General features: G+C 67.0%; 32 protein-coding genes. 15 read left to right on the top strand and 17 right to left on the bottom strand.

The window, feature by feature from the left end; all coding sequences use genetic code 11:
* Window positions 1-26 precede the first annotated feature (26 nt).
* Window positions 27-491, top strand: a complete 465-nt coding sequence (nrdR, locus tag A5651_RS12370) for a transcriptional regulator NrdR (RefSeq protein WP_066980527.1) — start codon at window positions 27-29, stop codon at window positions 489-491.
* Between the two features lie 4 nt (window positions 492-495).
* On the opposite strand, the gene A5651_RS12365 is transcribed toward nrdR, so the two are convergent.
* Genes A5651_RS12365 through A5651_RS12355 form a run of 3 tightly spaced genes read right to left on the bottom strand, consistent with a single transcriptional unit; the run spans window position 496 to window position 3,218 of the window.
* Entirely contained in the window at window positions 496-1,182 is a 687-nt protein-coding gene (locus A5651_RS12365; RefSeq protein WP_066980472.1) for a PhzF family phenazine biosynthesis protein, read from the bottom strand.
* A 29-nt stretch (window positions 1,183-1,211) separates the two neighbouring features.
* Complete coding sequence (locus A5651_RS12360; protein WP_066980469.1) at window positions 1,212-2,246, bottom strand: alpha/beta fold hydrolase; 1,035 nt, start codon at window positions 2,244-2,246, stop codon at window positions 1,212-1,214.
* A gap of 33 nt (window positions 2,247-2,279) precedes the next feature.
* Complete coding sequence (locus A5651_RS12355) at window positions 2,280-3,218, bottom strand: proteasome assembly chaperone family protein (RefSeq protein ID WP_066980522.1); 939 nt, start codon at window positions 3,216-3,218, stop codon at window positions 2,280-2,282.
* Window positions 3,219-3,378: 160 nt separating this feature from the next.
* Here A5651_RS12355 and A5651_RS12350 point away from each other — a divergent pair, with 160 nt between their 5' ends.
* Entirely contained in the window at window positions 3,379-4,173 is a 795-nt protein-coding gene (locus tag A5651_RS12350; RefSeq protein WP_066980466.1) for a serine protease, read from the top strand.
* Window positions 4,174-4,201: 28 nt separating this feature from the next.
* On the opposite strand, the gene sthA is transcribed toward A5651_RS12350, so the two are convergent.
* Window positions 4,202-5,608, bottom strand: coding sequence for a Si-specific NAD(P)(+) transhydrogenase (sthA, locus tag A5651_RS12345; protein WP_197496605.1), 1,407 nt, complete (start codon window positions 5,606-5,608; stop codon window positions 4,202-4,204).
* Between the two features lie 65 nt (window positions 5,609-5,673).
* On the opposite strand from sthA, the gene A5651_RS12340 reads away from it, so the two are divergent.
* Both A5651_RS12340 and A5651_RS12335 read left to right on the top strand, forming a co-directional pair.
* Entirely contained in the window at window positions 5,674-6,429 is a 756-nt protein-coding gene (locus A5651_RS12340) for a hypothetical protein (RefSeq protein ID WP_231988670.1), read from the top strand.
* 92 nt (window positions 6,430-6,521) lie between these two features.
* Window positions 6,522-7,547: a DUF4192 domain-containing protein gene (locus tag A5651_RS12335; RefSeq protein ID WP_066980459.1), complete on the top strand. Its 1,026-nt coding sequence runs from the start codon at window positions 6,522-6,524 to the stop codon at window positions 7,545-7,547.
* Window positions 7,548-7,577: 30 nt separating this feature from the next.
* Here A5651_RS12335 and A5651_RS12330 read toward each other — a convergent pair whose 3' ends face one another.
* The 3 genes from A5651_RS12330 to A5651_RS12320 all read right to left on the bottom strand — a co-directional run bounded on the left by A5651_RS12330 (window position 7,578) and on the right by A5651_RS12320 (window position 9,906).
* Window positions 7,578-8,270 (bottom strand): metal-dependent transcriptional regulator, encoded by a 693-nt coding sequence (locus A5651_RS12330; RefSeq protein ID WP_066980456.1) that lies wholly within the window; start codon window positions 8,268-8,270, stop codon window positions 7,578-7,580.
* A gap of 130 nt (window positions 8,271-8,400) precedes the next feature.
* On the bottom strand, window positions 8,401-9,363 hold the full coding sequence (locus A5651_RS12325; protein ID WP_255361804.1) for a sigma-70 family RNA polymerase sigma factor: 963 nt from the start codon (window positions 9,361-9,363) through the stop codon (window positions 8,401-8,403).
* 144 nt (window positions 9,364-9,507) lie between these two features.
* Window positions 9,508-9,906 (bottom strand): DUF3099 domain-containing protein, encoded by a 399-nt coding sequence (locus tag A5651_RS12320; protein WP_066980453.1) that lies wholly within the window; start codon window positions 9,904-9,906, stop codon window positions 9,508-9,510.
* 77 nt (window positions 9,907-9,983) lie between these two features.
* Here A5651_RS12320 and A5651_RS12315 point away from each other — a divergent pair, with 77 nt between their 5' ends.
* Complete coding sequence (locus tag A5651_RS12315; protein WP_066980450.1) at window positions 9,984-10,220, top strand: DUF3039 domain-containing protein; 237 nt, start codon at window positions 9,984-9,986, stop codon at window positions 10,218-10,220.
* Here A5651_RS12315 and A5651_RS12310 read toward each other — a convergent pair.
* A complete protein-coding gene (locus A5651_RS12310) occupies window positions 10,210-11,211 on the bottom strand; it encodes a YihY/virulence factor BrkB family protein (RefSeq protein ID WP_066980447.1) in 1,002 nt (333 codons plus the stop codon). The two genes, A5651_RS12315 and A5651_RS12310, sit on opposite strands and share 11 nt — an antisense overlap.
* Before the next feature lie 24 nt (window positions 11,212-11,235).
* Window positions 11,236-11,436: a hypothetical protein gene (locus tag A5651_RS12305; RefSeq protein WP_066980444.1), complete on the bottom strand. Its 201-nt coding sequence runs from the start codon at window positions 11,434-11,436 to the stop codon at window positions 11,236-11,238.
* Between the two features lie 156 nt (window positions 11,437-11,592).
* On the opposite strand from A5651_RS12305, the gene A5651_RS12300 reads away from it, so the two are divergent.
* The gene (locus A5651_RS12300) at window positions 11,593-11,931 is read left to right on the top strand and encodes a DUF952 domain-containing protein (protein ID WP_082943729.1); all 339 of its coding nucleotides are present in this window, start codon (window positions 11,593-11,595) and stop codon (window positions 11,929-11,931) included.
* Here the strand turns inward: A5651_RS12300 and A5651_RS12295 are convergent.
* On the bottom strand, window positions 11,892-12,284 hold the full coding sequence (locus tag A5651_RS12295) for a RidA family protein (RefSeq protein ID WP_066980438.1): 393 nt from the start codon (window positions 12,282-12,284) through the stop codon (window positions 11,892-11,894). The genes A5651_RS12300 and A5651_RS12295 overlap by 40 nt on opposite strands.
* Before the next feature lie 60 nt (window positions 12,285-12,344).
* Here A5651_RS12295 and A5651_RS12290 point away from each other — a divergent pair, with 60 nt between their 5' ends.
* Together A5651_RS12290 and A5651_RS12285 are read left to right on the top strand one after the other, a co-directional pair.
* Window positions 12,345-13,124, top strand: a complete 780-nt coding sequence (locus tag A5651_RS12290; RefSeq protein WP_066980435.1) for a hypothetical protein — start codon at window positions 12,345-12,347, stop codon at window positions 13,122-13,124.
* A 134-nt stretch (window positions 13,125-13,258) separates the two neighbouring features.
* The gene (locus A5651_RS12285) at window positions 13,259-13,888 is read left to right on the top strand and encodes a hypothetical protein (RefSeq protein ID WP_066980432.1); all 630 of its coding nucleotides are present in this window, start codon (window positions 13,259-13,261) and stop codon (window positions 13,886-13,888) included.
* A gap of 5 nt (window positions 13,889-13,893) precedes the next feature.
* Here the strand turns inward: A5651_RS12285 and A5651_RS12280 are convergent, their stop codons facing one another.
* The 3 genes from A5651_RS12280 to ppgK form a co-directional block, all read right to left on the bottom strand.
* A complete protein-coding gene (locus A5651_RS12280) occupies window positions 13,894-14,286 on the bottom strand; it encodes a hypothetical protein (protein ID WP_066980429.1) in 393 nt (130 codons plus the stop codon).
* A 49-nt stretch (window positions 14,287-14,335) separates the two neighbouring features.
* Window positions 14,336-15,865 (bottom strand): RNA polymerase sigma factor, encoded by a 1,530-nt coding sequence (locus A5651_RS12275; RefSeq protein ID WP_066980425.1) that lies wholly within the window; start codon window positions 15,863-15,865, stop codon window positions 14,336-14,338.
* A gap of 215 nt (window positions 15,866-16,080) precedes the next feature.
* Window positions 16,081-16,890 carry a polyphosphate--glucose phosphotransferase gene (gene ppgK / locus A5651_RS12270; protein ID WP_066980421.1) on the bottom strand — a complete coding sequence of 270 codons (810 nt, stop codon included), beginning with the start codon at window positions 16,888-16,890 and terminating at the stop codon, window positions 16,081-16,083.
* Between the two features lie 83 nt (window positions 16,891-16,973).
* On the opposite strand from ppgK, the gene A5651_RS12265 reads away from it, so the two are divergent.
* Window positions 16,974-17,825 (top strand): inositol monophosphatase family protein, encoded by an 852-nt coding sequence (locus A5651_RS12265; RefSeq protein ID WP_066980419.1) that lies wholly within the window; start codon window positions 16,974-16,976, stop codon window positions 17,823-17,825.
* Here the strand turns inward: A5651_RS12265 and cei are convergent.
* Entirely contained in the window at window positions 17,822-18,478 is a 657-nt protein-coding gene (cei, locus tag A5651_RS12260; protein WP_066980512.1) for an envelope integrity protein Cei, read from the bottom strand. The genes A5651_RS12265 and cei overlap by 4 nt on opposite strands.
* A 163-nt stretch (window positions 18,479-18,641) precedes the next feature.
* Here cei and A5651_RS12255 point away from each other — a divergent pair, with 163 nt between their 5' ends.
* Window positions 18,642-18,944: a DUF4193 domain-containing protein gene (locus tag A5651_RS12255; protein ID WP_066980415.1), complete on the top strand. Its 303-nt coding sequence runs from the start codon at window positions 18,642-18,644 to the stop codon at window positions 18,942-18,944.
* Here A5651_RS12255 and A5651_RS12250 read toward each other — a convergent pair.
* Entirely contained in the window at window positions 18,941-19,450 is a 510-nt protein-coding gene (locus tag A5651_RS12250) for a DUF3093 domain-containing protein (protein ID WP_066980410.1), read from the bottom strand. The genes A5651_RS12255 and A5651_RS12250 overlap by 4 nt on opposite strands.
* Before the next feature lie 25 nt (window positions 19,451-19,475).
* Between A5651_RS12250 and dut the strand changes: the two genes are divergently transcribed.
* Window positions 19,476-19,940 carry a dUTP diphosphatase gene (dut, locus tag A5651_RS12245; RefSeq protein ID WP_066980407.1) on the top strand — a complete coding sequence of 155 codons (465 nt, stop codon included), beginning with the start codon at window positions 19,476-19,478 and terminating at the stop codon, window positions 19,938-19,940.
* Entirely contained in the window at window positions 19,940-20,683 is a 744-nt protein-coding gene (locus A5651_RS12240) for a DUF3710 domain-containing protein (RefSeq protein WP_066980402.1), read from the top strand. Before dut ends, A5651_RS12240 begins: the two co-directional genes overlap by 1 nt.
* Here the strand turns inward: A5651_RS12240 and A5651_RS12235 are convergent.
* Complete coding sequence (locus tag A5651_RS12235; RefSeq protein WP_066980399.1) at window positions 20,680-21,378, bottom strand: alpha/beta hydrolase; 699 nt, start codon at window positions 21,376-21,378, stop codon at window positions 20,680-20,682. The two genes, A5651_RS12240 and A5651_RS12235, sit on opposite strands and share 4 nt — an antisense overlap.
* A 130-nt stretch (window positions 21,379-21,508) precedes the next feature.
* Between A5651_RS12235 and A5651_RS12230 the strand changes: the two genes are divergently transcribed.
* From A5651_RS12230 to A5651_RS12220, 3 genes are all read left to right on the top strand, one after another.
* Window positions 21,509-21,880 carry an OB-fold nucleic acid binding domain-containing protein gene (locus A5651_RS12230; protein WP_066980395.1) on the top strand — a complete coding sequence of 124 codons (372 nt, stop codon included), beginning with the start codon at window positions 21,509-21,511 and terminating at the stop codon, window positions 21,878-21,880.
* An 81-nt stretch (window positions 21,881-21,961) separates the two neighbouring features.
* A complete protein-coding gene (locus tag A5651_RS12225) occupies window positions 21,962-22,594 on the top strand; it encodes a DUF3159 domain-containing protein (RefSeq protein ID WP_082943728.1) in 633 nt (210 codons plus the stop codon).
* Window positions 22,595-24,040: an MFS transporter gene (locus tag A5651_RS12220; protein WP_066980387.1), complete on the top strand. Its 1,446-nt coding sequence runs from the start codon at window positions 22,595-22,597 to the stop codon at window positions 24,038-24,040.
* On the opposite strand, the gene A5651_RS12215 is transcribed toward A5651_RS12220, so the two are convergent.
* On the bottom strand, window positions 24,037-24,256 hold a 220-nt coding region (locus A5651_RS12215), incomplete at its 5' end, for a TrkA C-terminal domain-containing protein (protein ID WP_304441185.1). The two genes, A5651_RS12220 and A5651_RS12215, sit on opposite strands and share 4 nt — an antisense overlap.

The following is a 24,256-nucleotide window of genomic DNA, read 5'->3' as shown; positions in this document are numbered from 1 at the left end:
ATTGTCGGCGCGGTGAAGGAGCAGTCATGCACTGTCCGTTCTGCCGTCATCCCGATTCGCGGGTTGTCGACTCGCGGGAAACCGATGAGGGCCAGGCGATTCGGCGCCGCCGGTCATGCCCCGAGTGCGGCCGCCGCTTCACCACCGTGGAGACCGCTGTGCTGGCCGTCGTCAAGCGCAGCGGTGTCACCGAGCCGTTCAGCCGCGAAAAGGTCATCAAGGGCGTGCGCCGCGCCTGCCAGGGGCGTCAGGTCGACGACGACGCGCTGAACCTGTTGGCACAGCAGGTAGAGGACACCGTGCGGGCCGCGGGCTCGCCGGAAGTGCCCAGCCACGAGGTCGGGCTGGCGATCCTCGGGCCGTTGCGCGACCTCGACGAGGTCGCATACCTGCGCTTCGCCTCGGTGTACCGGTCGTTTTCCTCCGCAGACGACTTCGAACGCGAGATCGAGGCGCTGCGGGCGCACCGCAAGGTGCCCACATCGGGCTGACCGCTCACTCGAGCTGCCGTACCCCGTCGTCGATCACCCGCCCGGCGATGCGGACCCAGCCGTCGGCGCTCCATTGCGTGGAGATCACCGAACCCTTGCCCTGAACGATCGTCAAGTCCTGGCTGAGGTAGTCGGTGATGCGAACGGCGGCCGCACCGGTGGCCTCGTCTTCGGGAATGCCGAGGCCGGCGGCGAACATTCGCGAGCGCACCACGCCGTTGTTCCGGTCGGTCCACGTCCACAAATAGTTCTCGACATCGTCGGGATACTCATCCGGCGATGCGGCGAACAGTTCCTCGGTGGACGCCAGGTCGTAGATCGCAAAGTCCGGCGCCCATTCGGCGCGGGCCTTGACGGCGGCCATGCCGTCGTCGTAGCTCACCTGCACCACTCCGGCAGGCACCTGCAGGGTGTGGACGGGTCGACCGATGTCGCGTAGCCACCAGGCGGCACCGACAGTCGGATGACCGGCGAACGGCAATTCTGTGGTGGGCGTGAAGATGCGGGCGCGGGCGGTGCTCTCGCCGGCCGCAGGCACATCGACGAATATTGTTTCGCTGTAACCCAATTGGGTGGCGATTTCTTGGCGGTCGGCGGGTTTGGCCGCACGGGCGTCGACGACGCCGAGCGGGTTGCCGAACTGTCCGTCCGCATTTGTGAAGACGCGCAGCACCATCACGTCTATGGTCATGCGCCCGATGCTACGTCGCGCGGCGACGGTCAGGTGGCGCTGCGTTCGTCGGTGTCCATCGCTTCGAGCACCGCGACTCGAGTGTCGCTCGAACCGGTGATCGTCGCCTCGCGCGGGCCGGTGCGCAGCAGGTCGCGCAGCATCTCCTGGTCATAGGTGGCGGGTTCGGTCGAGTCGATGAAACGCTCGACGAGTTCGACGAACCGGTCGGGGTCATCGTGGAAGGGGAAGTGCCCGGAGCCCTCGAAGATCTCGAGCTGCGAGCCGGGCATCGCGGCGTGGGCGAGGCGCGCATGGCTGACCGGGATGACCGAGTCGCGTGACCCCCAAATCAATTGAACGGGAACGGATTCAGTCAAATAACATCGGTCGAGCATGGTGACCACCTGCCCGCGCCAGTCGACGACCGCGCGCAGCGTGCGCGCGAACGCCGAGGACGCGGTCGGCTCGGGCAGATCTTTGAGGATGCGCAGCATCTCGGGGAGATCGCGGCCCAGCGCCGTGTTTTTTCCGATGGCCAGGCCGGCCACGCGGCCGGCCGCCTGCACGGCGGGCAGCACCATCGGCAGCCGTAACACGGCGAGCGCTTCGGTGCCCATCGGCATCGACGCGATCCGCAGCGCGAAGTTGACATCCTTGGTCACCCCACCCGCGCCGACCAGCACCAGCCGGTCCACCAATTGCGGGAACTGGTAAGCGAATTGCATGGCCACACCGCCGCCGAGTGAGTGGCCGACGACCGTGACGCGTTCGATGTCGAGCACGCTGAGCAGGTCCCGCATGCCGTTGGCGTACGCGGCAACCGAATAGTCCGCGCGGGGCTTGTCGGACTTCCCGTGGCCGAGCAGGTCGGGCGCGATGACCGTAAAGCGTTGTGCAAGCGTGGATTGCACGCTGCTCCATGTGGTCGAGTTGTCGCCGATGCCGTGGATCAGCAGGATCGCCGGACCCGAACCCGCGATCCGGTAAGCCCGACGGTAGCCGTGGATGGTGCGGTAATGCAGCGTCGGCGTTAACTCTCGCACCGGACGAAGATTCGGCTTCTGGGGGGTTCGTGTTGTCATGTCGCCAACCTCTTCGTGGGGCCGGGTGACCGCCTAATCGCCGTCCTCCCCGTCGTGGAAGCCTTCTTTTCTCTTCTTCTCCCGCGCCTGCTGTGCAAGAAATCGTTCGAACTCGGCGCCGAGTTCATCACCGCTGGGCAGATCCTCGTCCCGGGCCAGCAATGATTGGTTCTCCTGGGCTGCAATGAAGGCATCGTACTGGCGCTCCAGTGCCTCCACCACCTGAGCGACCTCGCTGCTCGCGGCCACTTGCTCCTCGATTTTGGCGTGCACTTCGGCGGCGGCGTCGGACAGCGCCGCCAGGGGCAGCTGCAGCGATCCTGACTTGGCGACCTGCGATAGCAGCGCCTCGGCGGCGGCCGGGTAATCGGTCTGCGCCAGGTAGTGCGGCACGTGCACCGTGAACCCCACCACGTCATGGCCGTGCTGCGCCATCCGGTACTCCAGCAGGTTGGACGCGCTGCCCGGCACCTGCACCTCACCGACCCACGGCGTGTGGCCGGCGATCAGCTCCTTGTTGTTCGCGTGGGCGGTCAGCGTGATGGGCCGGGTGTGCGGCACCGCCATCGGGATGGCGCCCAACCCGATCGTCTGGCGGACGCCCAGCCGCTGGGCCAGCAGCCGCACCGCGGTGATGAAACGCTCCCAGCGCAGGTCCGGCTCCATCCCAGCGAGCAGCAGGAACGGGGTGCCTGCGCTGTCGCGCAGGGCATACAGGCTCAGCTCGGGTTCCTCATAGTGGGTGAAGTGGTCGGTCCTGAACGTCATCAGCGGCCGCCGCGACCGGTAGTCCAGCAATTCGTCGATCGCGAAGGAGGCCACCAACTCGGTGTCCAGCGTGTTCTTCAGGTGCTGGGCGGACAGCCGGATGGCATGCCCGGCGTCGGAGAAACCCTCGAGAGCGTGAATCAACACCGGCCCGCGGCCGTCCGGCGTGGACAGTTGCGGCGCGGGAAACTCCAGCTCGTACATCCCGCTCTGGTCGGGATCGTAGGGCTGGTCGTGGCTGTCCTGCTCGTCGCTGATTGGGCTCGCCTCCTCAAACACCGCTACATCAAGTGTCTCATCTGGCTCGAGGTGCGCTGCAGAGTCCACATGCACCGGCCCGCAGGTTGTCGGGCAAGATCATGACATGCGGGCGTCGCTGGTGCTGGTGGTCGGGTTGCTGGCCGCGGCCTGCGCGCGCCCCGCCGCTTCCGTCGGCAACACCACCAGCGAGACGGCGGCCCCCACGCCGCGGCCTACGATGCCGAGGCCGGCGGCGGCCGCTCCGGTGGCCCCGGACCCGCGGGTCGGTGCGCTGTTTCTGGGCGCAGCCGAGCTGCACACCTGCACCGCGGCGGTGCTGGACTCGACGACCGGGGACTTGATCCTCACCGCCGCGCACTGCGTTGCAGCGGACATCGACACCACGTTCGTCGCCGGTTTCTCAGACACTGCCGATCCGGCGCGCATCTGGCGGGTGCAGTCGACCTACCTCGACCCGCGATGGCTCAGCGCTCGGGACCCGTTGGCGGACTTCGCGATTCTGCGCGTCGCGCGCGACGGCGGCGGGTCCGTGGAAGCCGAGGCTGGAGGTGGGCTGGCGATAGGCACGGCACCCAAACCCGGCACGATGATCAGCGTCACCGGCTACGCGCTCGGCGTCGGAGGTGGTCCCATCGGCTGCACGGCCGCAACACAATTGGCACCGGGCGGTGGCTTCCCGTCGCTGCCGTGCGGCGGCCTGATCGGCGGAACAAGCGGCGCACCGTGGATATCCGGGCCAACCGTCACCGGTCTGGTCGGCGGCCTCGACGGCGGCGGGTGCGACGAAAACGTGTCGTACTCACCACCGTTCGACGACGGTGTAGCCGCACTGCTGGCCCGGGCGGAAGCGGGCGGTCCCGGGGATCCGGCTCCGCAGGTGTTCGACGACCCCTGCTGACTCCGCGCACGCGAAGAGCGAGAAATATCTAGCTGCGGAACTGGCTCAACGCGCGCAGCTTGTTCATCACGTCAAGCGCTGCTACCTTGTACGCCTCGGAGAACGTCGGATAGTTGAAGACGGCGTCGACGAGATATTCGACCGTCCCGCCGCACCCCATCACGGCCTGCCCGATGTGCACGAGCTCGGTGGCGTTCGAGCCGAAGATGTGCACGCCCAGCAGCTTGAGGTCCTCGGTGGAGACCAGCAGCTTGAGCATGCCGTACGAGTCGCCGGCGATCTGGCCGCGGGCCAGCTCGCGATAGCGGGACACACCGACCTCGTAGGGGATGGCGTCGCGGGTCAGATCGACCTCGGTGGCGCCGACGTAGGACACCTCAGGGATCGAATAGATGCCGATCGGCTGCAGCTCCGTCATCCCCTTCACCGGCTCGCCGAACGCGTGATAGGCCGCCAGCCTGCCCTGGTCCATCGAAGTGGCGGCGAGCGCCGGGAAGCCGATCACGTCGCCGACGGCGTAGATGTGGTCGACCTTCGTCTGGAACTGGTCGTCGACGAAGATCCGTCCACGCGCGTCGATCTCGAGACCGGCGTTCTCGACGCCGAGATGTTCGGTCCACCCTTGGCGGCCCGCCGAGTACATGACCGTCTCCGCCGGGATTTGCTTGCCGCTGGCCAGAGTCGTCACCGTGCCCGCCGCGCCGACGTCGACGGCCGTCACCTCCTCGCCGAAGCGGAAGGTCACCGCCAGGTCGCGCAGATGGAACTTCAGCGCCTCGACCACTTCGGGGTCGCAGAAGTCCAGCATGCTGTCGCGCTTTTCGACGACGGTCACCTTGGTGCCGAGCGCGGCGAACATCGAGGCGTATTCGATGCCGATCACGCCCGCCCCGACCACCACCATCGACGACGGCAGCGACTTGAGGTCGAGGATGCCGTCGGAGTCCAGCACGCGCTCCTCGTCGAATTCGACCCCGGCCGGTCGGGCGGGTTTGGTACCGGTGGCGATGACGATGTAGTCCCCGCGCACAGTGGTGGTTTCACCGCGGCTGTGATCGTCGACGCTGACCGTGTGCTCGTCGACGAAGCGGCCGTGCCCGGTGAGCAGGTCGACCCGGTTGCGCATCAGCTGGTTGCGCACCACGTCCTGTTCCTTGGTGATGACGTGGCTGGTGCGGGCCAGCAGGTCGGCCGGGGTGATCTTCTCCTTGACGCGGTAGCTGGCGCCGTACAGTTCGCGTTGGCTCATACCGGTCAGGTAGACCACGGCCTCGCGCAGCGTCTTGGAGGGAATGGTGCCGGTGTTCACGCAGACGCCGCCCAGCATCCGGCCGCGCTCGACGACCGCGACCGACTTGCCGAGCTTTGCCGCGGCGATGGCGGCCTTCTGTCCACCGGGACCCGAACCGATGACGACGAGGTCGTACTCCAGCACCGAAGCCATACGTGAAGGTCTACGCCGATTGCCGCGATCTCGCATGCCGACACGGTCAATAGCGCGTGAACAACAAGGGGCATGAGACGATGACGGCAATGGTCGGCACGGTCTTGCGGGCTGCGCGTGGATCCGCGCTGCCCGCCATCTGGTGTGCTTTGCTGACAGTCGCGGTCCTGGTCGGCGGGTGTGCGCGGGTGATTGACGGCGCGCCGCGCGCCGGCGAGCGGGCCGCCCCGCCGGCGCGGCTGGTGCCGATCGCCGATCTGCTGATCGAACCGACCCGCTTTCCCGCGCACTACCCGGCGGCGGTGCTGCCGCCCAAGGACATCGACCGGGTGCTGGGTGAAATCGACGGCGTGCCGGCGGGATCCGAGGTGACGCCGCCCGAGTGCGCACCGCTGCCGCTGCTGGGGACCGAGCGGGCCGCCGCGCAGGGGAGCGACGACGACAGCGGAACCCGCCTGATCGTCACAGTTGTTCGGCCGGTCCCATCGGTGCACGCCAGGGCGGCGCAACTGGCCGAATGCCCGTCGTTCACGGTCACCTCGATGGATGACCCGGACGACGTGTCGACGGTGACGGTGAAGCTTCCGCCACCGCCGCCGGTGGACGCCGACGACAGTTACGCCGTCGACCAGGCCGTGACCTCCGAGACCGACCAGTCGGTCACCAAGACGCTCACGTTCGTCGCACTCCTCGGCGACGTCCGGGTGACGGCCTCGTGGCAGGCGTCCTCGGACGCAGAACCCGACGCCACGACGCTGGACACGCTGTTCAGCACGGCCGTGCTGAAGGTTCGGCGGGCGGTGCCGCGCTAGTCGCCATCCACAGTGGCGGCTTCATCCACAGCCGGGGCGGCGGTGGCGTCTTTCGTGCCGTCGCCGTCGGAGCGGGCGCCGATCGTCGTGGCATGACGACATCGCACTCCGACTTTCAACTCAACCGACCTGGCGCACTGATCGCGGCGCTGCCCGCCGTCCTCGGCTTCGTGCCGGACAATTCGCTCATCCTGGTGACCATCGACCGCGGGGCACTGGGTTGTGTTATGCGCGTTGATCTTTCACCCGAACTGGCGGACTCGGTCGACCATCTCGCCGAGGTCGCCGCCGCGGCCCGCCCGGACGCCGCGATCGCGGTGGTCGTCGACGGTGAGGGCGCCGACTGCCAGGTGTGCAACGACGAGTACCGCGAGATCTGCCGCGAGCTGGGGGACGGCCTGGCCCACCACGGCATCGAGCTTCTCGACTTCCACATCGTGGACAGCGTCGCGCCCGGCGGTCGGTGGCATTGCCTGGACGGCAGCGGCGGCACCGTCGACGACCCGTCGGCGTCACCACTGGCAATGGCGGCCGTCTTGGACGGGCGGCGGCTCTACACCCGTCGCGCCGAGCTCTGCGGCGTCATCGCGCTCACCGATGAGGCGGCCAGCCAGGCGCTGGCCAGCGTAATCCGGGATCAGCCCGACACTGACGTCGACACCGCCGACGAGGTCACCGCCGCCATGGCCGCCGCTTGGCAGAACGCGGCGGGTGAGCCGCTGCCCGAGGCTGTGATCGCCCGGCTGGCACGGGCGCTGACCGACCCGCAGGTGCGCGACGTCCTCTACGCGCTGGCGGTGGGGGACAAGGCCGCCCAGGCGGAGGCGCTGTGGGCGACGCTGGCGCGCACGCTGCCTGCGCCGTGGCGGGTCGAGGCGCTGGTGTTGTTGGCGTTTTCCGCTTACGCCCGCGGGGACGGCCCGCTGGCCGGAGTGTCGCTGGAGGCGGCGTTGCGGTGCGACGCGACGCACCGGATGGCGGGCATGCTGGACGCCGCGCTGCAGTCGGGGATGCGTCCGGAACAGATCCGGGAGCTGGGTGTCACGGGATATCGGCTGGGCAAGCGGCTCGGCGTGCAGCTGCCGCAACCGCGGGCCTTCGGCCGACGCGCCGGTTGAAAGAGGTTGCGGGCCAATCCTTCTGGACGGCTACACCTTCTCGACCTTGACCGCGTGGGCCATTTCATGTGGCAACTCGACCTGCTCGTGGCCGGGGATCACGATCTTGACGCCGCCGTTGGAGCCCGTCTCGACGGTCACGCGGGCGTTGGGTACCACACCGGCTTCCTTGAGCCGGGCGATCAGGGTGACGTCGCCCTGGACATGCTCGGTCAGCTGGCGCACGACCACAGCGACGGGGAAGCCGGCGGGCAGCTCGGTAAGGCGCACCAGGTTGCGGTCCTCGGAGCGTAGCGAGTCGCCAACACCCAGCTCGGACAGGCCGGGGATGGGGTTGCCGAAGGGGGACACCGTTGGGTTGTCGAGCACCTGCACGAGGCGCCGCTCGACGTCCTCGCTCATCACGTGCTCCCAGCGGCACGCCTCGGCGTGCACTTCCTCCCACGGCAGCCCGATGACGTCGACGAGCAGACGTTCGGCCAGCCGGTGCTTACGCATCACGGCGACGGCCAGGCCGCGGCCCTTGTCGGTGAGCTCCAGGTGGCGGTCGCCGGCGACGTGCAGCAGGCCGTCGCGTTCCATCCGGGAGACGGTCTGGCTGACGGTCGGTCCACTCTGCTCGAGGCGTTCGGCGATGCGCGCACGCAGCGGCACCACGCCCTCCTCCTCGAGGTCGTAGATGGTCCGCAGGTACATCTCGGTGGTGTCGACCAGATCGTTCATGAGGCAACCCTTCGTCAGCCGTGAGTCTACCGGCCTAGCTGGGCGAACAATGGTTCTACGCTGTCAGCGTGTGACCAAAAAGACCCGCCGATGCGCGCTGGGCACCGGCGGGTCTTAGTGAGAAGGGTCGCTAGCTAGCGTAGGAGCGTAGGCGGTCGGCGCGCTCACCGTTGCGCAGTTTGGCCATCACCTCACGCTCGATTTGGCGCACCCGCTCGCGGGACAGCCCGAAGAGCTTGCCGATCTGGTCGAGCGTGCGCGGCTGTCCGTCGTCGAGACCGAACCGCAGCCGGATCACCTGCTGCTCGCGCTCGTCGAGCGTGGCCAGCACGTGGCGGATGTCGGTGTGCAGCAGTTCGGAGATGACGGCGTTCTCGGCCGACATCGCCTCCGCGTCTTCGATGAAGTCACCGAGCGGCGCCTCCTCGTCGCTGCCGACCGGCATGTCGAGGCTCACCGGGTCGCGGCTGTGCTCCAGCAGATCGGTGATCTTCTCCACCGGGATGCCCGATTCAGCGGCCAGCTCCTCATCGGTGGCCTCACGGCCGAGGTTCTGGTGCATCTCGCGCTTGATCCGGGCGAGCTTGTTGACCTGCTCGACGAGATGGACCGGAAGCCGGATAGTGCGGCTCTGGTCGGCCATTCCGCGGGTGATCGCCTGCCGGATCCACCACGTCGCGTACGTCGAGAACTTGAAGCCCTTGGTGTAGTCGAACTTCTCCATCGCGCGGATCAGGCCGAGGTTGCCTTCCTGAATCAGGTCGAGCAGCGGCATGCCGCGGCCGGTGTAGCGCTTGGCGAGCGACACCACGAGACGAAGGTTGGCCTCGAGCAGGTGGCTGCGCGCAGCCTGGCCGTCGCGCACGATGATCGCGAGATCGCGTTTGCGGTTCTCGCCGAGACGCTTGCGGGTCTCCAGCAGATGCTGGGCGTAGAGCCCGGCCTCGATGCGCTTTGCCAGCTCCACCTCGTCGGCGGCGTTCAACAGGGCGGTTTTGCCGATGCCGTTCAGGTACACCCGCACCAGATCAGCGGCTGGACTCTGAGCGTCCAGATCGTGGTCAATGCGGCTTAACGTGGCATTCGCCATCAGGGCCTCCTGCTCGGCTCGAACTGTCAAGAACTTCAACGCCCAATCGCTTCGAAGAGTTCCCACGAACCGGCCCGTTCACACGTGTTGATCAGCGGTTTTGTTGCGCCGATCTGAGAATCATCTGAGAATCTCGCAAGTTGCGGCTCAGGAAGGAACGCCGCCCGTCGCCTCGCCGTCGTCGTGTTGCGGCGTTGACCGGGGACGCTGCTCGAGCGCGGGCCGTTCCGCCGTCGGGAACAGCGGGATGCGGCGGGCGGCGTAGCGACGAGGCTCTTCGGCCCGGCGCGGCGGACGGTCGTTGGCGATGAGCACGGCGATCCACGGCAGCGGTATCGACGCCACCAGGATCGCCAGCGAGACGAGTCCGTTCTGCCAGACGCCATAGGCCACCGCAGCCAGGATGAGCGCCGGGATACGGAACGCCATGATCGTCAAGTACTTGCGCACGCGTTCGCGATGCTGCTCTTCATAGCTTGGCGCGGCGGCGGTGATGAGGACGGGACGTCCGTCGTCGTCGAAACCCAGCTGTGGGCCGTGTTTCATATGTCCCACTGTTCCACACCATTCCGCGGTCGACCCGATCGGTTTCCTCCCGGTCTCTGGCCGGGCACAATGAACCCATGCAAACCCAGACGATCGAGCGCACCGACACCGACGAACGGGTCGACGACGGGACCGGCAGCGATACGCCGAAGTACTTCCACTACGTCAAGAAGGACAAGATCGCCGAAAGCGCCGTCATGGGCACGCATGTGGTCGCGCTGTGCGGTGAGGTGTTTCCCGTCACCAAGGCGGCCAAACCCGGTTCCCCGGTATGCCCCGACTGCAAGAAGATCTACGAGCGGCTCAAGACGTAGCGGCGTCACTTTTTCCAGCGGTGGTGGCCGGTGAGTCGACGGTCGAACCGCCGTTGAGGGATTCCAGCGATTCGGCGGCCTTCTCTTCCAGCCACCACCGCAACCGCTTGGCATGGGTGGCCGGCGCTGGCCATTCCTCCTGCACCGCGGCGTTGAGTTCGGCGCCAATCATGATTGCGAAGCCCAGGAAGAACGCGAACAGCAGGAACGCGATGGGGGTCGCCAGCGCGCCGTAGGTGTAGCCGGTGGAGGTGATGTAGGTCAGGTAGACGCGCAGGCCGACCGTGGCGACCAGAAACACCAACGTGGCCAGCAGGGCGCCGAGCACCAGCCGGTGCGACGGCAGCGGTTTGGGCAGCGACACCCGGTAGAGGAATGTCACCGATATCAACAGACCGAAAAACAGCACCGGGTAGTAGCCGTACCGCAGCGCGTTCTCCCAACTTTCGGGGATGTGCTGGCCGATCTTGAGCGGACCCAGCGCGACGAACGGCGCCGTCGCGATCGCGACCACCAGCATCACCACGTAGAGCCCCAGCGCGAAGAACCGCTGGCGCACGGGATGGCGCAGCGGTGTCTGGTCGTGCGCTTCGGTGATCGAATCGACGAACGCCGACACTGCCGACGAGCCGGCCCACAGCGAGATGACAAAGCCGAGCGAGACCACCTCGCCGCGGGCGCCCTTGACGATGTCATGCACGGTTGGCGCGATGATCTCGTTGACCACGTTCTTGGAGAAGAAGCTGTTGGCGATGTTGATCAACCGCTCTTCGATCATCGGCAGCGTCTCCGGCCCGAACAGCGGCGCGATGTAGGCGAGGCTGCCGAGCATTCCCAACAACAAGGGCGGTAGCGACAACGCACACCAGAAGGCCGCCTGAGCGGACTCCGAGAAGATCGAATCGTCCCAGCTTTTCGACAGCGTCCGTTTGGTGATGTGCCAGATGTGGTGCTTCGACGGCTTAGGCGTCACCGGATGCTGGTCATTCATGACCAGCCCAGCATCCCAGAACGATTAGGCGTCGACCGGGTCGGCCGCGCTGACCTCGAGCACCGCGGCCATTGCGATGAGCTTGGCCTCGTGTTCGTTGGCGTGGTGCTGGCAGAACAGCAGCTCTGCACCGGAGGGCAACTTTGCCCGCACGCGAGCAGCGGCGCCGCATCGATCGCAGCGATCAGCCCGGGTCAGTTCGGGACTGGTCAGAGTTGCGTTCATGGCTCCTCCGTCTCTGCTCGTGGTGAAGCGGTTAATACCCGCTTTCACGCATGTCCACTCTCTCAGACGTATTCGGTTTCGGCGTTGTTCCCCAGCCGTATGCGGGTGTGTCGTTTTTCACGCCTAGCGAAGTTGCCGAGACGGCAGGGTGAAGGGATGCTTCTGCACATCTGTGCCTCGGCCGATTGGCAGGTCGCCAAGGACCGCGGCGAGCACCGGCCGGACTCTCTCGACGCCGTCGGTTTCATCCATCTTTCGACGCCTGAGCAGGTTCATCTGCCTGCCAACCGGCTCTATGCCGGTCGAGCCGACCTCGTGCTGCTGCACGTCGATCCCGACCGGTTGACCGCCCCGGTGCGATGGGAGCCCGGCGTACCGACCGACCCGGAGTCGATGCTGTTCCCGCATCTGTACGGTCCGCTTCCCGCCGACGCTGTGACCAGAGTCACGCCCTATCAACCGGGGCCCGACGGTTCGTTCGCACCGCTGGTGTAAGCATCGACCTCGATCTCGATCATCAAGTCGGGGGAGATGAGCGCCGAGACCTCCACCATCGTCGTCACCGGCCGCACGTCGCCGAAGAACTCCGCGTGCACCGCCGCGACCGCTTGCCAGTGGGAGATGTCGGTGACGAACATCCGCGTGCGCACCACATCGGACAGGCGGGCGCCAGCCTTGGTCAGCGCGGTCTCTATGCGACGCATTGCTGCCCGCGTCTGGTCGGTGATGGTGTCGCCGGGCGCCGTCGTGCCGGACACCCACACGTTGGGTCCGACGCGCACAGCCCGTGAATATCCGACGGTGGTCTCGAACCCGGAGTCCGACGACACGTTCTGACGCTCGGTCACCGTTACAAATTTAGTGCTGACTGTCGTCCCCGCGGATGCGGCTACCTACACTGACCCACCGTGAGCATTCTGGTGGGGTTCGCGCCTTGGGTCGTTTATTGGGTATTGGTCGGCAACGTGCCGTTCGGGGCTGCCGTATTGATCGCGCTGGCGGTCGCGGTGGCGTCGTTCGTCATCGGCCGGGTGAAGGGGACACCGAGCCGGACACTCGAAACCGGTGCCGTCGGAACGTTTATCGTGCTGGCGATCCTCACGTTTTCGGTGAGCGAGACGTTCATGCAGCAGTGGATGCAGCCGCTCAGCAATGCCGGCATTTTTCTGGTCGCGCTGACCAGTGTGCTGATCGGGCGTCCGTTCGTGCGCGAGTTCGCTGAGGTCGACCAGCCAGAGGAAGTAATCGCCAGCGACACGTTCTCCAAGATCACGACGCTGCTGACGTGGATCTGGGTGGGCGCGTTCGGCGGTATGACGGTGTCGTCGGCGATCCCGCCGATCGTGTACGGCCACGCCACCATTCTCGACACCAAGACGCCGCTGTCGTTCGTGTGCTACTGGGTCATCCCGTTCTCGCTGCTGGCGTTGGCCGCGCTGGCGACGCGGGTGCTACCGGAGCAGATGGGTCCCAGCGATGACGAGGAACGCAAGACGTCGTTCGTCACCTTCGCCGAGGCCGAGATCGACCAGTTGATGTATGCGGCCACTGAGGCGGTCAAGCGCGAAGTGGGTGCGGGCAAAGAGGCCTACGACATCCGGATCGGCAGCAAGGGCATCCCGCTGTCGGGCGACGAGACCCGTGAATCATGGCCCGCGACATACAAAGTGCGCCCGAAACGTAAGTGACGACCCGCTCGTGACGTGCGGCGGACACGTGCCGCGGAGAAATTAACCACGCTATCGATTGTTGACTTGGCAATTCACCGGGAGTTTGCTTGCTCCATTGACCGGGATGCGGGTCGGGGTTTTGGGAGGACGACATGTCCCATCGAGCCATCAGTCACGCTCTCTGGACAGCACTGCCCACCGCGGCGCTCATCGCCGCCGGGCTCGTCGCGAGTCCACCGGCCGCCGCGAAATGGCCGCCGGCCGAACCGTGCGTCTCGAATGGCCGCACGTTGAAGCAGCAGTACGGCTACTCGGTCGCAGTCCTCACGCCCGCGTGCTCCCAGCTGCCCGTCGGCGAGGCGTGGGCCGTCTCGATCCCATGGACCATGGCCAACAGTTACGAGCAAAAGCCGCCGGGCTTTGAGACCGTCTACGCCACGCCGCTGGATAACTTCCGCGCTGCGCTGCAGAGCATCGAATACGTCGTCGACGCGGGCTCGGCCTACCAGACCAACCACGCGTTCCCCGGCGACAACAAGATCTGGACCGGCCAGCTTCCGTCCGCGCCCGGGGTGCAGGCGATCAATACCGTCGGGCTGGGCTCATTGGCGCCATTACCGGTCGGGTCCCACACCGTCGACGTCTCGTGGAACCTACGGGCTCCGCATTGCGACGGGTTCACCGCCGATCAGGGCACCAGCTGCCTGCCGCAAGGCGAGACGGTGGTGAAGCACATCGCATTCACGGTCGTCGATCCGCACGCAGCCGGATCGCAAAGCTAGCGTGCCTACGCGATCGGGTGGGTGGCCCAGACGTTCCAGGGGTATTCGCAGAAGAGAGCGTAACCGTCAGGTGTTTGCGCAGCGACATGCTCACGGAAATCCGGTGACTTGCCGTACACGTCGAGGATGCAGGAATCACCCTTCTCGCGGACGCCGACCAGCGTTCCGCCGTCCACCCAGCGGTAGGTGTCTTTAGGGACCGGGCGCCGGCACGCCAGCACGTTGCCGCTGTCGTCCCAACCGAACACCCACGTGACCGCGCTTCCGCATGGCGCGCCCAGTGCGGCGCCGGTCTTCATGTTCGGCACCGGAACATCTTCGGGGCCCGCGGCCGCCGAGGGCGCCGCGAGAACGGCGAAAGCCAGGGCCGCCACTACTGCATACAGCGCACGAGTCATACCAGCAACATACCCGCTAGCTCATCAAACTAGTCGCGAAACCGGCGTGCTAGTCGAGGTAGTCGCGCAGCACCTGAGAACGGCTGGGGTGTCGCAACTTCGACATCGTCTTGCTCTCGATCTGCCTGATGCGTTCGCGGGTGACGCCGTAGACCTGACCGATCTCATCGAGCGTGCGGGGCTGCCCGTCGGTCAGGCCGAACCGCAGCCGCACCACACCGGCCTCGCGCTCGGACAGCGTCTCCAGCACCGACTGCAACTGGTCCTGCAGCAGAGTGAACGAGACGGCGTCCACCGCCACCACGGCCTCGCTGTCTTCGATGAAATCGCCCAGTTGCGAATCACCTTCGTCGCCGATGGTCTGATCCAGCGAGATCGGCTCACGCGCGTACTGCTGGATCTCCAGCACCTTCTCCGGCGTGATGTCCATTTCCTTCGCGAGCTCTTCGGGCGTCGGCTCGCGGCCCAGATCCTGCAGCAGCTCGCGCTGGATGCGGCCTAGCTTGTTGATCACCTCGACCATGTGCACCGGGATGCGGATGGTGCGGGCCTGGTCGGCCATCGCGCGGGTGATCGCCTGCCGAATCCACCACGTGGCATAGGTGGAGAACTTGTAACCCTTTGTGTAGTCGAACTTCTCGACCGCGCGGATCAGGCCGAGGTTGCCCTCCTGGATGAGGTCCAGAAACGCCATGCCGCGGCCGGTGTAGCGCTTGGCCAGCGACACCACTAGCCGCAGATTCGCTTCCAGCAGATGGTTTTTCGCGCGGTCGCCGTCGCGGCAGATCCACATCATGTCGCGCCGTTGTGCGGCGGGCAGCTTCTCGCCCTTCTCGGCCAGCTCCGCCATCAGCTGGGTGGCGTAGAGGCCGGCCTCGATGCGCTTGGCCAGCTCGACTTCCTCCTCGGCGTTGAGCAGCGCAACCTTGCCGATCTGCTTGAGGTAGGCACGCACCGAGTCGGCCGACGCGGTGAGCTCGGCGTCCTTGCGGGCCTGGCGCAGCGCCTCGGATTCCTCTTCGTCCCAGACGAAATCGCCCGAGGCCTTGTCTTTTTCGCTGGGCTCGGCGATCTCGTCATCGTCGGGGGCGGGCGCATCCTCGGCGGAACCGTCCGCGGCCGCCACGTCGCCTTCGCTCCCTGCCTCGTCCTCATCACTCGCCTCGTCGTCCTCGGCGGTGTCGTCGTCGGCGGTGTCGTCTTCCAGATCCTCGAGATCGAGGTCCTCGTCTACCAGCTCCTCGCCGGGCTCGCCGTCGAGTTCCTCGCCGGTGTCGAGCTCGTCGTCGGTGAGGTCGGCCTTGGCTGTTGTCGGCTCCGGCGAGGTCGCCTTCTTGGCGCGGCTGCGCGGCGCGGCAGCGCCCTTGGCCGCCGCGGCCTTGACCGGCTTGGCGGCCGCGCGTCCCTTGGCGGTGGGCTTGTCGGTCTTGGCGCTTGCGGCCGCCTTGGTCGCACGCTTAGCGGGCTTGGCAGGCGCAGTCCCATTGCCCTGGGCTGCCGAGGCCTTTTTCGCGGGGGTCTTGGTAGCGGTGCGCTTAGCCGGCTTTGTGGCTGCCGTGCTTGCCTTTGTCGCTGCCACGTCACCCTTTCGGTCATGAGGATTTCGATGGCCTGGGGGCATGCACCATCGAAAAGCGTCTGCTATGTCGAATGTGGCGTTGATATCTGCGGGGGATACTCACCGCTTTTCCGTTGCGGCCGCCGTAGACCATTGTAACGACAGTGTGGGGTATCGCCGCCTCGAGCGGCGAATTTGACCCCGGCAAGCCGTTACGTCTGCGCCGCCGCGCGTCACTACTGAGCAGTAGCTGTGACGTCAAACTCTGAAGCCATCGCCGCTCCCACGATTCCCGCGGTGTTCTGCAGGGTGGCGGCCACGATCGGCGTGCGATTTTCGAGCAGCGGCAGCCATTTGTCGGCCTTGCGGCTGATGCCGCCGCCGGCAATGAACAGATCCGGCCAGATCGCGTTCTCAATCGCGACGAGCACCTTGGTGACCTCTTTGCACCAGCGCTCGTAGCTCCAGCCCTTGTTCTCCTTGACCGAGGAGGCGGCGCGGTGCTCGGCCTCCTTACCGCCGACCTCGAGGTGGCCGAACTCGGTGTTGGGCAGCAGCACGCCGTTATGGATGACGGCTGAGCCGATGCCGGTGCCGAACGTCAGCAACACGATCACGCCGGTGTTGTCGCGCCCCGCGCCGAACTTCTCCTCGGCCAGCCCGGCGGCGTCGGCGTCGTTGAGCACGGTGACCGGTTGGCCATCGAGTTCCTTGCCGAAGAACTCGCTGGCGTTGCATCCGATCCAGGCCTTGTCAACGTTCGCCGCCGTGCGCACGATGCCGTCGGTGACCACGCCGGGGTAGGTGACGCCGACCTTGTCGGTCCAACCGAATTCGCGGACGACGGCCGCGACGGTCTTGCTGACCGCTTCCGGGGTGGCCGGCTGCGGCGTCGCGAGCTTGAACCGGTCACCGATCAACTGGCCCGTCTCGAGGTCGACGATGCCGCCCTTGACGCCGCTGCCGCCGACGTCCACGCCGAACCCCCGACGCTGCGGACCACCGTTGGTGCTCGGGTCGGCTGCGGGTGAATCGGGGGCGGTCATGAGCCCACACACTAGTGGCTCCGTCATGGTTTCGGAGGGGTGCCGGGCTACGTGCCGCTGACAATTTGTGCTGCGATACACCCATGGACAGACCCGGTCTCGACCCGTCTGAACTCCGCTCGGTCGCAGAGCAGTTAGCGACGGAGGCGGCCGATTTCGTGGGGCGCCGTCGCGGGGAGGTGTTCGCCGGTACTGCGCAGCCGGAATCGACCGGCGCGGTGCGGGCCAAGAGCACGCCGACTGATCCCGTCACCGTCGTCGACACCGAAACCGAACGGCTGCTGCGTGACCGGTTGGCCGAGCTGCGGCCCGGCGAGCACGTGCTCGGGGAGGAAGGCGGAGGCAGCTCCGACGAGACCGACGGTCGTGCGACGTGGGTGGTGGATCCCATCGACGGCACGGTGAACTTCGTCTACGGCCTGCCCGCCTACGTGGTGTCGGTGGGTGTTCAGGTCGACGGGCAGTCGCTGGCGGGGGCGATCGCCAGCGTGGTCGACGGTGTGGTGTACTCGGCGGCCCGCGGCGGGGGAGCCCACGTCCGACGTGACGGCACCACAACGCCGCTGCGTTGCAGTGCAGCCGATGACCTGTCAATGTCGTTGCTGGGCACTGGCTTTGGGTACGATACACAGCTGCGCCAACGGCAAGCGTCGGCGCTGGCGGCCGTGCTGCCACAGGTCCGGGACATCAGACGGTTCGGTTCGGCGGCGCTGGATCTGTGCTTGGTCGCCGCGGGTCAACTCGACGCGTACTACGAGGACAACCTCAACCTGTGGGACTGGGCAGCCGGTGCGCTGATCGCCGCGGAGGCCGGGGCGCGGGTGCGCATGCCGTCACCGACGGGCCCGACGCGGGGCAGGGGATTGGTGATCGCCGCCGCCCCGGGCGTCGACGACGCGCTCACCGGCGCGCTGAAAGGCGCGGGCGTCCTCTAGCAGGATGTGCTGTGAATCTTGGTGATCAGGCTCGGGTCGGGCGGCTCGGCGGCATCTGGTCGCAGGTCGGCCAGCACCGCCTCGACGTCGTCGGTGCGCACCAACTCGGTGAAATCGGCGCCGATGGCGAGATCGACGGTGGTGTCGGGCCGCTGGTCCTGGTACAGCTCGGCGCAGGGAGCCACCAGCCAGACCGCCGCGGCGGCCGCGCGGCCGGCGGGTCCGAACCGGATCTGGCCTTGGCACGCCAACCGGTTGTTGGTGTAGAGCGGGTCGTTCTCGGCGGTCGGTTCGGCGAAGCCGAGGTCGCGCAGCTGCCCGGCCACCTCGGCGGCCTGACCGCCCTGGCCGCTGGCGTTGAGTACGCGGACCTTCGTGTCGACCAGGTTGGCGGGGTTCACCTCGACCATCGACGCGCGCGTCACCTGCTCGCCCAACTTGGATTGGGTCGGGTCGGCGGTGGTGTTGTCGGCGGGCGGGTTGCACGCCACCGCTTCAGTGACGTCGGGGGGCCGGTTCAAGGCGATGACCCAGATGATCATGGTCACCACCGCAAGCACCGCGAACAGCAGGATGCCCGGCATGAAATTGCGTCGGCGGAACGGTCGACCGTGCCTGTCGAAGGCGGTGCCCTGTGTGATTTGTGCGACCACCACTGCACTCTATGACCCGCCGCCGTACCCATTGCGCAGGGCCGGTAGCAAAGTGTGATGCAAATCACAGTTCTGAGAGGCCGAATCTGGGCACGAATCGTTTGGCGGATGCGTTCGACGCTGGTACAAAGCTCTGTCGCAAGGTTCACGGAGGGGACAAGAGATGGCTACCGACTACGACGCCCCACGGCGTACCGAGACCGACGATGTCTCCGAGGATTCACTGGAGGAGCTCAAGGCGCGGCGCAATGAGGCGCAATCCGCTGTGGTCGACGTCGACGAGTCAGAGTCCGCCGAAAACTTCGAACTGCCCGGCGCCGATCTGTCCGGCGAAGAGCTGTCTGTGCGCGTCATCCCGAAGCAGGCCGACGAGTTCACCTGCTCGAGTTGCTTTTTGGTGCACCACCGCAGCCGGCTGGCCAGCGAGAAGAACGGCGTAATGATCTGCTCGGACTGCGCTGCCTAGACGCTGTCGGCGGCCAGCGCGGCCAGCACCCGGTCCGGATGGCGACAGCTCACCAGCCAGTAAGGCGTGGGGTCATCCGGATCGTCGAGTACCACCAGCACCATCGGGCCCACCCAGGCCCGGTGCACGACATAGGCGGCCGGATCTAGCTGCCGGCCCAGGGCAGCCGATTTGGCTGACCTCGGCACGGCCGCCGACCGGGAGATGACGCTGACGGGCAGGTGCGCGTCGCCGACCCGCAACTCGGTTTCGGCGGCCGGACTGCCCGGGCCGCTTGCCTTGTCGCAAACCACCCGCACCTCGATCTTGCTGAACCACACCAGAACTGCGGCCGCCACGGGGAGAAGCACCGCGAACGGCACCCAATCGGGCAGTGCGCGCACGCCCTGGTCCACTTCGAGCGCGATCAGCGCCGCCAGCGCAAAGGCCAGCGGCCACCACCACCACGGCACCCACAGCCGTTCGGCGTAGCGCACGACTTGCGGTGCTGCGCGCGTGTCTGACACGCCGCCAAGGGTAATCTCATGCCTCGTGTCCACCCCTTTGGCAGTCGTGCGCCTTGACCGCGACCTGCCGATGCCCGCCCGGGCCCACGACGGCGACGCGGGCGTCGACCTGTTCAGCGCTGTCGACGTCGAACTGGCGCCCGGCCACCGCGCACTCGTGCCGACGGGAATCGCGGTGGCGATCCCGTACGGGATGGTGGGGTTGGTGCACCCGCGCTCCGGATTGGCTGCGCGCGTGGGACTTTCGATCGTCAACAGCCCAGGCACGATCGACGCGGGCTATCGCGGCGAGGTCAAGGTAGCGCTGATCAACCTCGACCCCGACCAGCCGATAATCGTGCACCGGGGCGATCGGATCGCCCAGCTGCTGGTGCAGCGGGTGGAATTGCCCGAGCTGATCGAGGTGACTTCGTTCGATGAGGCCGGCCTGGCCGGCACTTCCCGTGGCGACGGCGGCCACGGTTCCTCCGGCGGACATGCGAGTTTGTGATGGCTATTGGAAAACACGCCAAACCCGACGACGACACCCGCGACGAACCCGTCGTCGATGATGCGGGTGCGGCCGACGACGAGCTGGACGGCCCGTTCGACGTCGAAGACTTCGACGACCCGGCGGCGGCGGCCGTCGCCCGGCTGGACCTGGGCTCGGTGCTCATCCCGATGCCCGAGGCCGGACAGGTTCAGGTTGAGCTGACAGAGGGCGGTGTGCCCAGCGCAGTGTGGGTCGTGACGGCCAACGGCCGATTCACCGTCGCGGCGTACGCCGCGCCGAAGAGCTCCGGCCTGTGGCGCGAAGTCGCCACTGAACTGGCCGACTCGTTGCGCAAGGACGCCTCGGAGGTGCGGATCGAAGACGGCCCGTGGGGCAGGGAAGTGGTCGGTTCGGCGCCTGCGGGAGTCGTGCGCTTCATCGGTGTCGATGGGTACCGCTGGATGATCCGCTGCGTCGTCAACGGCCCGCAGGAGACCATCGCCGCCCTCAGCGATGAGGCACGGAAAGCCTTGGCGGACACCGTTGTTCGGCGTGGCGACACGCCGCTGCCCGTGCGCACTCCACTTCCGGTGCAGCTGCCGGAGCCGATGGCTCAACAGCTGCAGGCCGCCGCGCAGCAAGCCGCAGCCCAGCAGGCCGCGCAGCAGCAACAGCAGCAGCCGCCGCAGAACGAGCCCGCCGCTCGCCGAAGCGAACACGGCTCAGCGATGCAGCAGCTGCGCACCATCACCGGCGGTTAGACGTCGAGCAGGGCGGTCACGCAGGCCTTGCCCAGAACCGACGGGTCGACGCCCATCTCCTCGAGCGTGACGGTCCGCAGTGCGGCGCGCGGCGCGGCCGCCACCCATTCCAGCCCTACCTCCAGCGGATGCACCGGATCGTCGGTGGCCGCGGCGACCCCCATCGGGGTGATCAGCCGCTCCAACTCGGCGCATGTCGGCGACGCATACCGCGACGCCGACTCCATCGCGTCCGGCAGCGCGGGCCACTGCCCGAGCCAGCTTCGGGTCAGCTCGTCGGCCAGCCACGCCGGACTCGATGCACGCATCTGTGAGGTCGCCGAAATCAACCCGTCCCGGCGCAGCACCTCTGCCGAATGCCTGGCGGCCAACGCGGCGGGCGCGGTCTCCGGCGCACCCGTCCACGGCGGCAGCGCCGCCAACACCGCGACGGCGCGGGTGGGATGCGTCAGCGCCCAGTTCGCCGCGACCGCGGCGCCGATGGACACGCCGCCCACCGCGAGGGTGCCCAGCCGCGAGGCGTTGTCGAGCTCGGAGACGTAGCCCTCGATCAGGCGGTCCGGCCGTGGGGGCGGGGTGACGACGACGGCGCCGACGTCGTGCAGAGCGGCCCCGAACGCGCGGTAGACGTAGTCGTCGTCGGATCCCGTGCCGGGCAGCAGAACCGTTGTGACACCGCGCAAATCGACCGCCATCATCCGATGGTGCCGTGTGGTCTAAATCACGCGCCAAGCGGGTAACCCTCAGCATGGCATTGGGGAACTAACAGGTCTACCGTGGCGAGGGCAGGAATCCACGGTGGATTCACAGATTGGCAGGGAGGCCATGGCTACGGCCGAAGGGTATCTGCGCCGGCTCACTCGCCGGCTCACGGACGATCCCGAGCAACTCGACGCAGAAGAACTGACCGAAGAGGCCACCAACACCGGCGCCCAAAAGGCCGTCGACTGTCAGCGCGGTCAGGAAGTCACGATGGTTGGCACTCTGCGCAGTGTCGAGGCGAACGCCAAGGGATGCGCCGGCGGCATCAAGGCCGAACTGTTCGACGGCACCGAAGCGGTGATGCTGGTGTGGCTCGGCCAGCGCCGCATCCCCGGCATCGAGTCCGGCCGCACGCTGCGGGTGCATGGCCGGATGGGCAAGCTGGAGAACGGCACCAAGGCGATTTACAACCCGCACTACGAAATCCAGAAGTAGGCAATCCGCAAGATCGCGGCGGGCACGTACCGTTGACTCGTGTCCGATAATCGATCCGGTGCTCAGGTTCTGCTCGCGCAGATGGGCGGCATCAGCGGCCTAATCTATTCATCTCTGCCCATCGTCGTGTTCGTGCCGGTCTCGTCACTGTTCGGGTTGGTGCCCGCAGTCATCTCGGCGCTCGTCGTGGCCGCACTGATCCTGGCGTGGCGGCTGGTCCGCAAAGAAACTGTGCAGCCGGCGATATCGGGTTTCCTGGGCGTGGCCGTGTGCGCGCTGATCGCCTACGTGATGGGCGAATCCAAGGGCTATTTCCTGTACGGCATCTGGATGTCGCTGTTTTGGGCCGTGGTCTTCCTGGCCTCCGTTCTGATCCGCCGGCCCGTCGTCGGCTACATCTGGAGTTGGGTCAACGGGCACGACCGCGCCTGGCGCGACGTGCGCCGGGCGGTACTGGCGTTCGACATCGCGACGATCACCTGGGTGGCCGTGTTCGCGGCGCGCTTCGTTGTGCAGCACCACCTCTACGACGCCGACGAGACAGGCTGGCTCGGGGTGGCGCGCATCGCGATGGGCTGGCCCCTGACCGCCGTCGCCGCCCTGGCCACCTACCTGGCGATCCGGTACGCCCAGCGGGCGCTGCACGCACATGCCCCGCCTGCGACCGAGGTCGACAACCGGTCCGGCGCCGAGGACGCAGTACAGGAAACCTAATTGGCCGACGCGCACGGAGGCAGCGACCGGACGCTCATCGCGGTCGCCATCCTGGCCTCGTTTGTGGCGTTCCTCGACGGCTCGGTCGTCAACCTCGCGCTGCCTGCAATCAGCCGGGACTTCGAAGGCGGGCTGGCGTTGCAGCAATGGGTGGCGGACGGCTACCTGCTCACGCTCGGTGCGCTCATCCTCGTCGCGGGCGCGATCTCCGACACGTTCGGCCGGTTGGTCGTGCTGAGGGTGGGGCTTCTTTTGTTCGCGGCCTCGTCGATGTTGTGTGCCGTCGCGCCCACCGGATGGGTTCTGATCGCCGCACGCTGCCTTCAGGGTGTCGGCGCCGCATTCCTTGTTCCGAGCTCGTTGGCGATGATCAATGCCCGGTTCTCGGGTGCCGAACAGGCCAGGGCGATCGGTGCCTGGACCGCCTGGACCGGAACGGCTTTCGTGTTCGGCCCGCTGCTCGGCGGAGTCCTCGTCGATGCGCTGAACTGGCGGTGGATCTTCGGCGTCAACATCGTGCCGCTGGTTGTCACGGTGTACTTGACGACCAAGCTGCGCCACGAAACGTTCTCCTCCGGAAATCGAGTCAAGATCGATGTCGTCGGGGCGGTGCTCGCCGCCGTTGGACTGACCGGCGCTGTATACGCCCTCATCGAGCAGCAGCGCCTCGGACTGTCCCACCCAGTGGTGCTCACCAGCCTGGCAGTCGGTGTCGCTTGCCTCGTCGCGTTCCCGTGGTGGGAGGGCTCGACACCGCATCCGATGATGCCGCTGAACATCTTCGCCGCGCGCAATTTCGCCGTCGGCAACCTCGCCACCGTGTTCCTCTATGCGGCGGTGTCGCTGGGCACGCTGTTGGTGGCGTTGTTCCTCCAGGAGGCGGCGGGTCTAACGGCCACCGACGCCGGCTTGGCGACGCTGCCGATTCCGGTGCTGTCGTTCTTCCTGGCGCGGTGGTTCGGCACACTGGCCGGCCGACACGGTCCTCGGCTGTACATGGCGTCGGGCCCGATGACCGCAACTGGCGGCTACCTGCTGATGGCCAGAGTCCACGAGCCATTCAACTTCTGGACCCAGATGTTGCCCGGGCTTGTCGTGTTCGGTCTCGGGTTGGCGATGACGGTGTCGCCGTTGACGGCTGCCGTCCTCGCCGCAGTTGATCCGGCGCAGAGCGGAATCGGTTCGGCGATCAACAATGCGATCTCCCGCATCGCAGGCCTCATCGCGATCGCGTTCACTGGCCTGATCATCGGCGGCGACATGAGTTTCAGCGGATTCCGGCAGGCCGCATTGATCATCGCGGTGCTGTTTGCGGTGGCGGGAGTGATCTCATGGGCGGGCATCCGCAACGAGGAATGCGACTACTCGCGGGTGTCGGCGAAGGCGGCGGCGCAGTGTCACGACCGAGCGTCGCCGCCGCCGGCGTATGCGACCCGGGAGCCCTAGCGGTTCTGCGGGTGCAGCAGCAGCTCGCGCAGCTCGTCTTCGACCTCGGTGACGGCCACGAAGAGCAGTTCGTCGCCGCCCTCGAGCGGCTCGTCGCCCTGCGGCACGATTACCCGTGAGCCGCGCAGGATCGTAACCAGCGCGGCGTCACGGGGGAGTTGCAGCTTGCGCAGGGGCCTGCCGCCCCACGGCGTGTCCACCGGCAGGGTGATCTCG

The organism is Mycobacterium sp. 1274761.0 (assembly GCF_001668615.1).
Taxonomy (GTDB): domain Bacteria; phylum Actinomycetota; class Actinomycetes; order Mycobacteriales; family Mycobacteriaceae; genus Mycobacterium.
This window is presented reverse-complemented; position numbering and strand designations above follow the sequence as displayed.

What these genes read in the sequence shown, in the direction of transcription:
- nrdR (WP_066980527.1), top strand. Translation starts at nt 27, where the DNA reads ATGCACTGTCCGTTCTGCCGTCATCCCGATTCGCGGGTTGTCGACTCG.
- A5651_RS12365 (WP_066980472.1), bottom strand. Translation starts at nt 1,182, where the DNA reads ATGACCATAGACGTGATGGTGCTGCGCGTCTTCACAAATGCGGACGGA.
- A5651_RS12360 (WP_066980469.1), bottom strand. Translation starts at nt 2,246, where the DNA reads ATGACAACACGAACCCCCCAGAAGCCGAATCTTCGTCCGGTGCGAGAG.
- A5651_RS12355 (WP_066980522.1), bottom strand. Translation starts at nt 3,218, where the DNA reads ATGTACGAGCTGGAGTTTCCCGCGCCGCAACTGTCCACGCCGGACGGC.
- A5651_RS12350 (WP_066980466.1), top strand. Translation starts at nt 3,379, where the DNA reads ATGCGGGCGTCGCTGGTGCTGGTGGTCGGGTTGCTGGCCGCGGCCTGC.
- A5651_RS12335 (WP_066980459.1), top strand. Translation starts at nt 6,522, where the DNA reads ATGACGACATCGCACTCCGACTTTCAACTCAACCGACCTGGCGCACTG.
- A5651_RS12330 (WP_066980456.1), bottom strand. Translation starts at nt 8,270, where the DNA reads ATGAACGATCTGGTCGACACCACCGAGATGTACCTGCGGACCATCTAC.
- A5651_RS12320 (WP_066980453.1), bottom strand. Translation starts at nt 9,906, where the DNA reads ATGAAACACGGCCCACAGCTGGGTTTCGACGACGACGGACGTCCCGTC.
- A5651_RS12315 (WP_066980450.1), top strand. Translation starts at nt 9,984, where the DNA reads ATGCAAACCCAGACGATCGAGCGCACCGACACCGACGAACGGGTCGAC.
- A5651_RS12310 (WP_066980447.1), bottom strand. Translation starts at nt 11,211, where the DNA reads ATGAATGACCAGCATCCGGTGACGCCTAAGCCGTCGAAGCACCACATC.
- A5651_RS12305 (WP_066980444.1), bottom strand. Translation starts at nt 11,436, where the DNA reads ATGAACGCAACTCTGACCAGTCCCGAACTGACCCGGGCTGATCGCTGC.
- A5651_RS12300 (WP_082943729.1), top strand. Translation starts at nt 11,593, where the DNA reads ATGCTTCTGCACATCTGTGCCTCGGCCGATTGGCAGGTCGCCAAGGAC.
- A5651_RS12285 (WP_066980432.1), top strand. Translation starts at nt 13,259, where the DNA reads ATGTCCCATCGAGCCATCAGTCACGCTCTCTGGACAGCACTGCCCACC.
- A5651_RS12280 (WP_066980429.1), bottom strand. Translation starts at nt 14,286, where the DNA reads ATGACTCGTGCGCTGTATGCAGTAGTGGCGGCCCTGGCTTTCGCCGTT.
- ppgK (WP_066980421.1), bottom strand. Translation starts at nt 16,890, where the DNA reads ATGACCGCCCCCGATTCACCCGCAGCCGACCCGAGCACCAACGGTGGT.
- A5651_RS12265 (WP_066980419.1), top strand. Translation starts at nt 16,974, where the DNA reads ATGGACAGACCCGGTCTCGACCCGTCTGAACTCCGCTCGGTCGCAGAG.
- A5651_RS12255 (WP_066980415.1), top strand. Translation starts at nt 18,642, where the DNA reads ATGGCTACCGACTACGACGCCCCACGGCGTACCGAGACCGACGATGTC.
- A5651_RS12240 (WP_066980402.1), top strand. Translation starts at nt 19,940, where the DNA reads ATGGCTATTGGAAAACACGCCAAACCCGACGACGACACCCGCGACGAA.
- A5651_RS12235 (WP_066980399.1), bottom strand. Translation starts at nt 21,378, where the DNA reads ATGGCGGTCGATTTGCGCGGTGTCACAACGGTTCTGCTGCCCGGCACG.
- A5651_RS12230 (WP_066980395.1), top strand. Translation starts at nt 21,509, where the DNA reads ATGGCTACGGCCGAAGGGTATCTGCGCCGGCTCACTCGCCGGCTCACG.
- A5651_RS12225 (WP_082943728.1), top strand. Translation starts at nt 21,962, where the DNA reads ATGGGCGGCATCAGCGGCCTAATCTATTCATCTCTGCCCATCGTCGTG.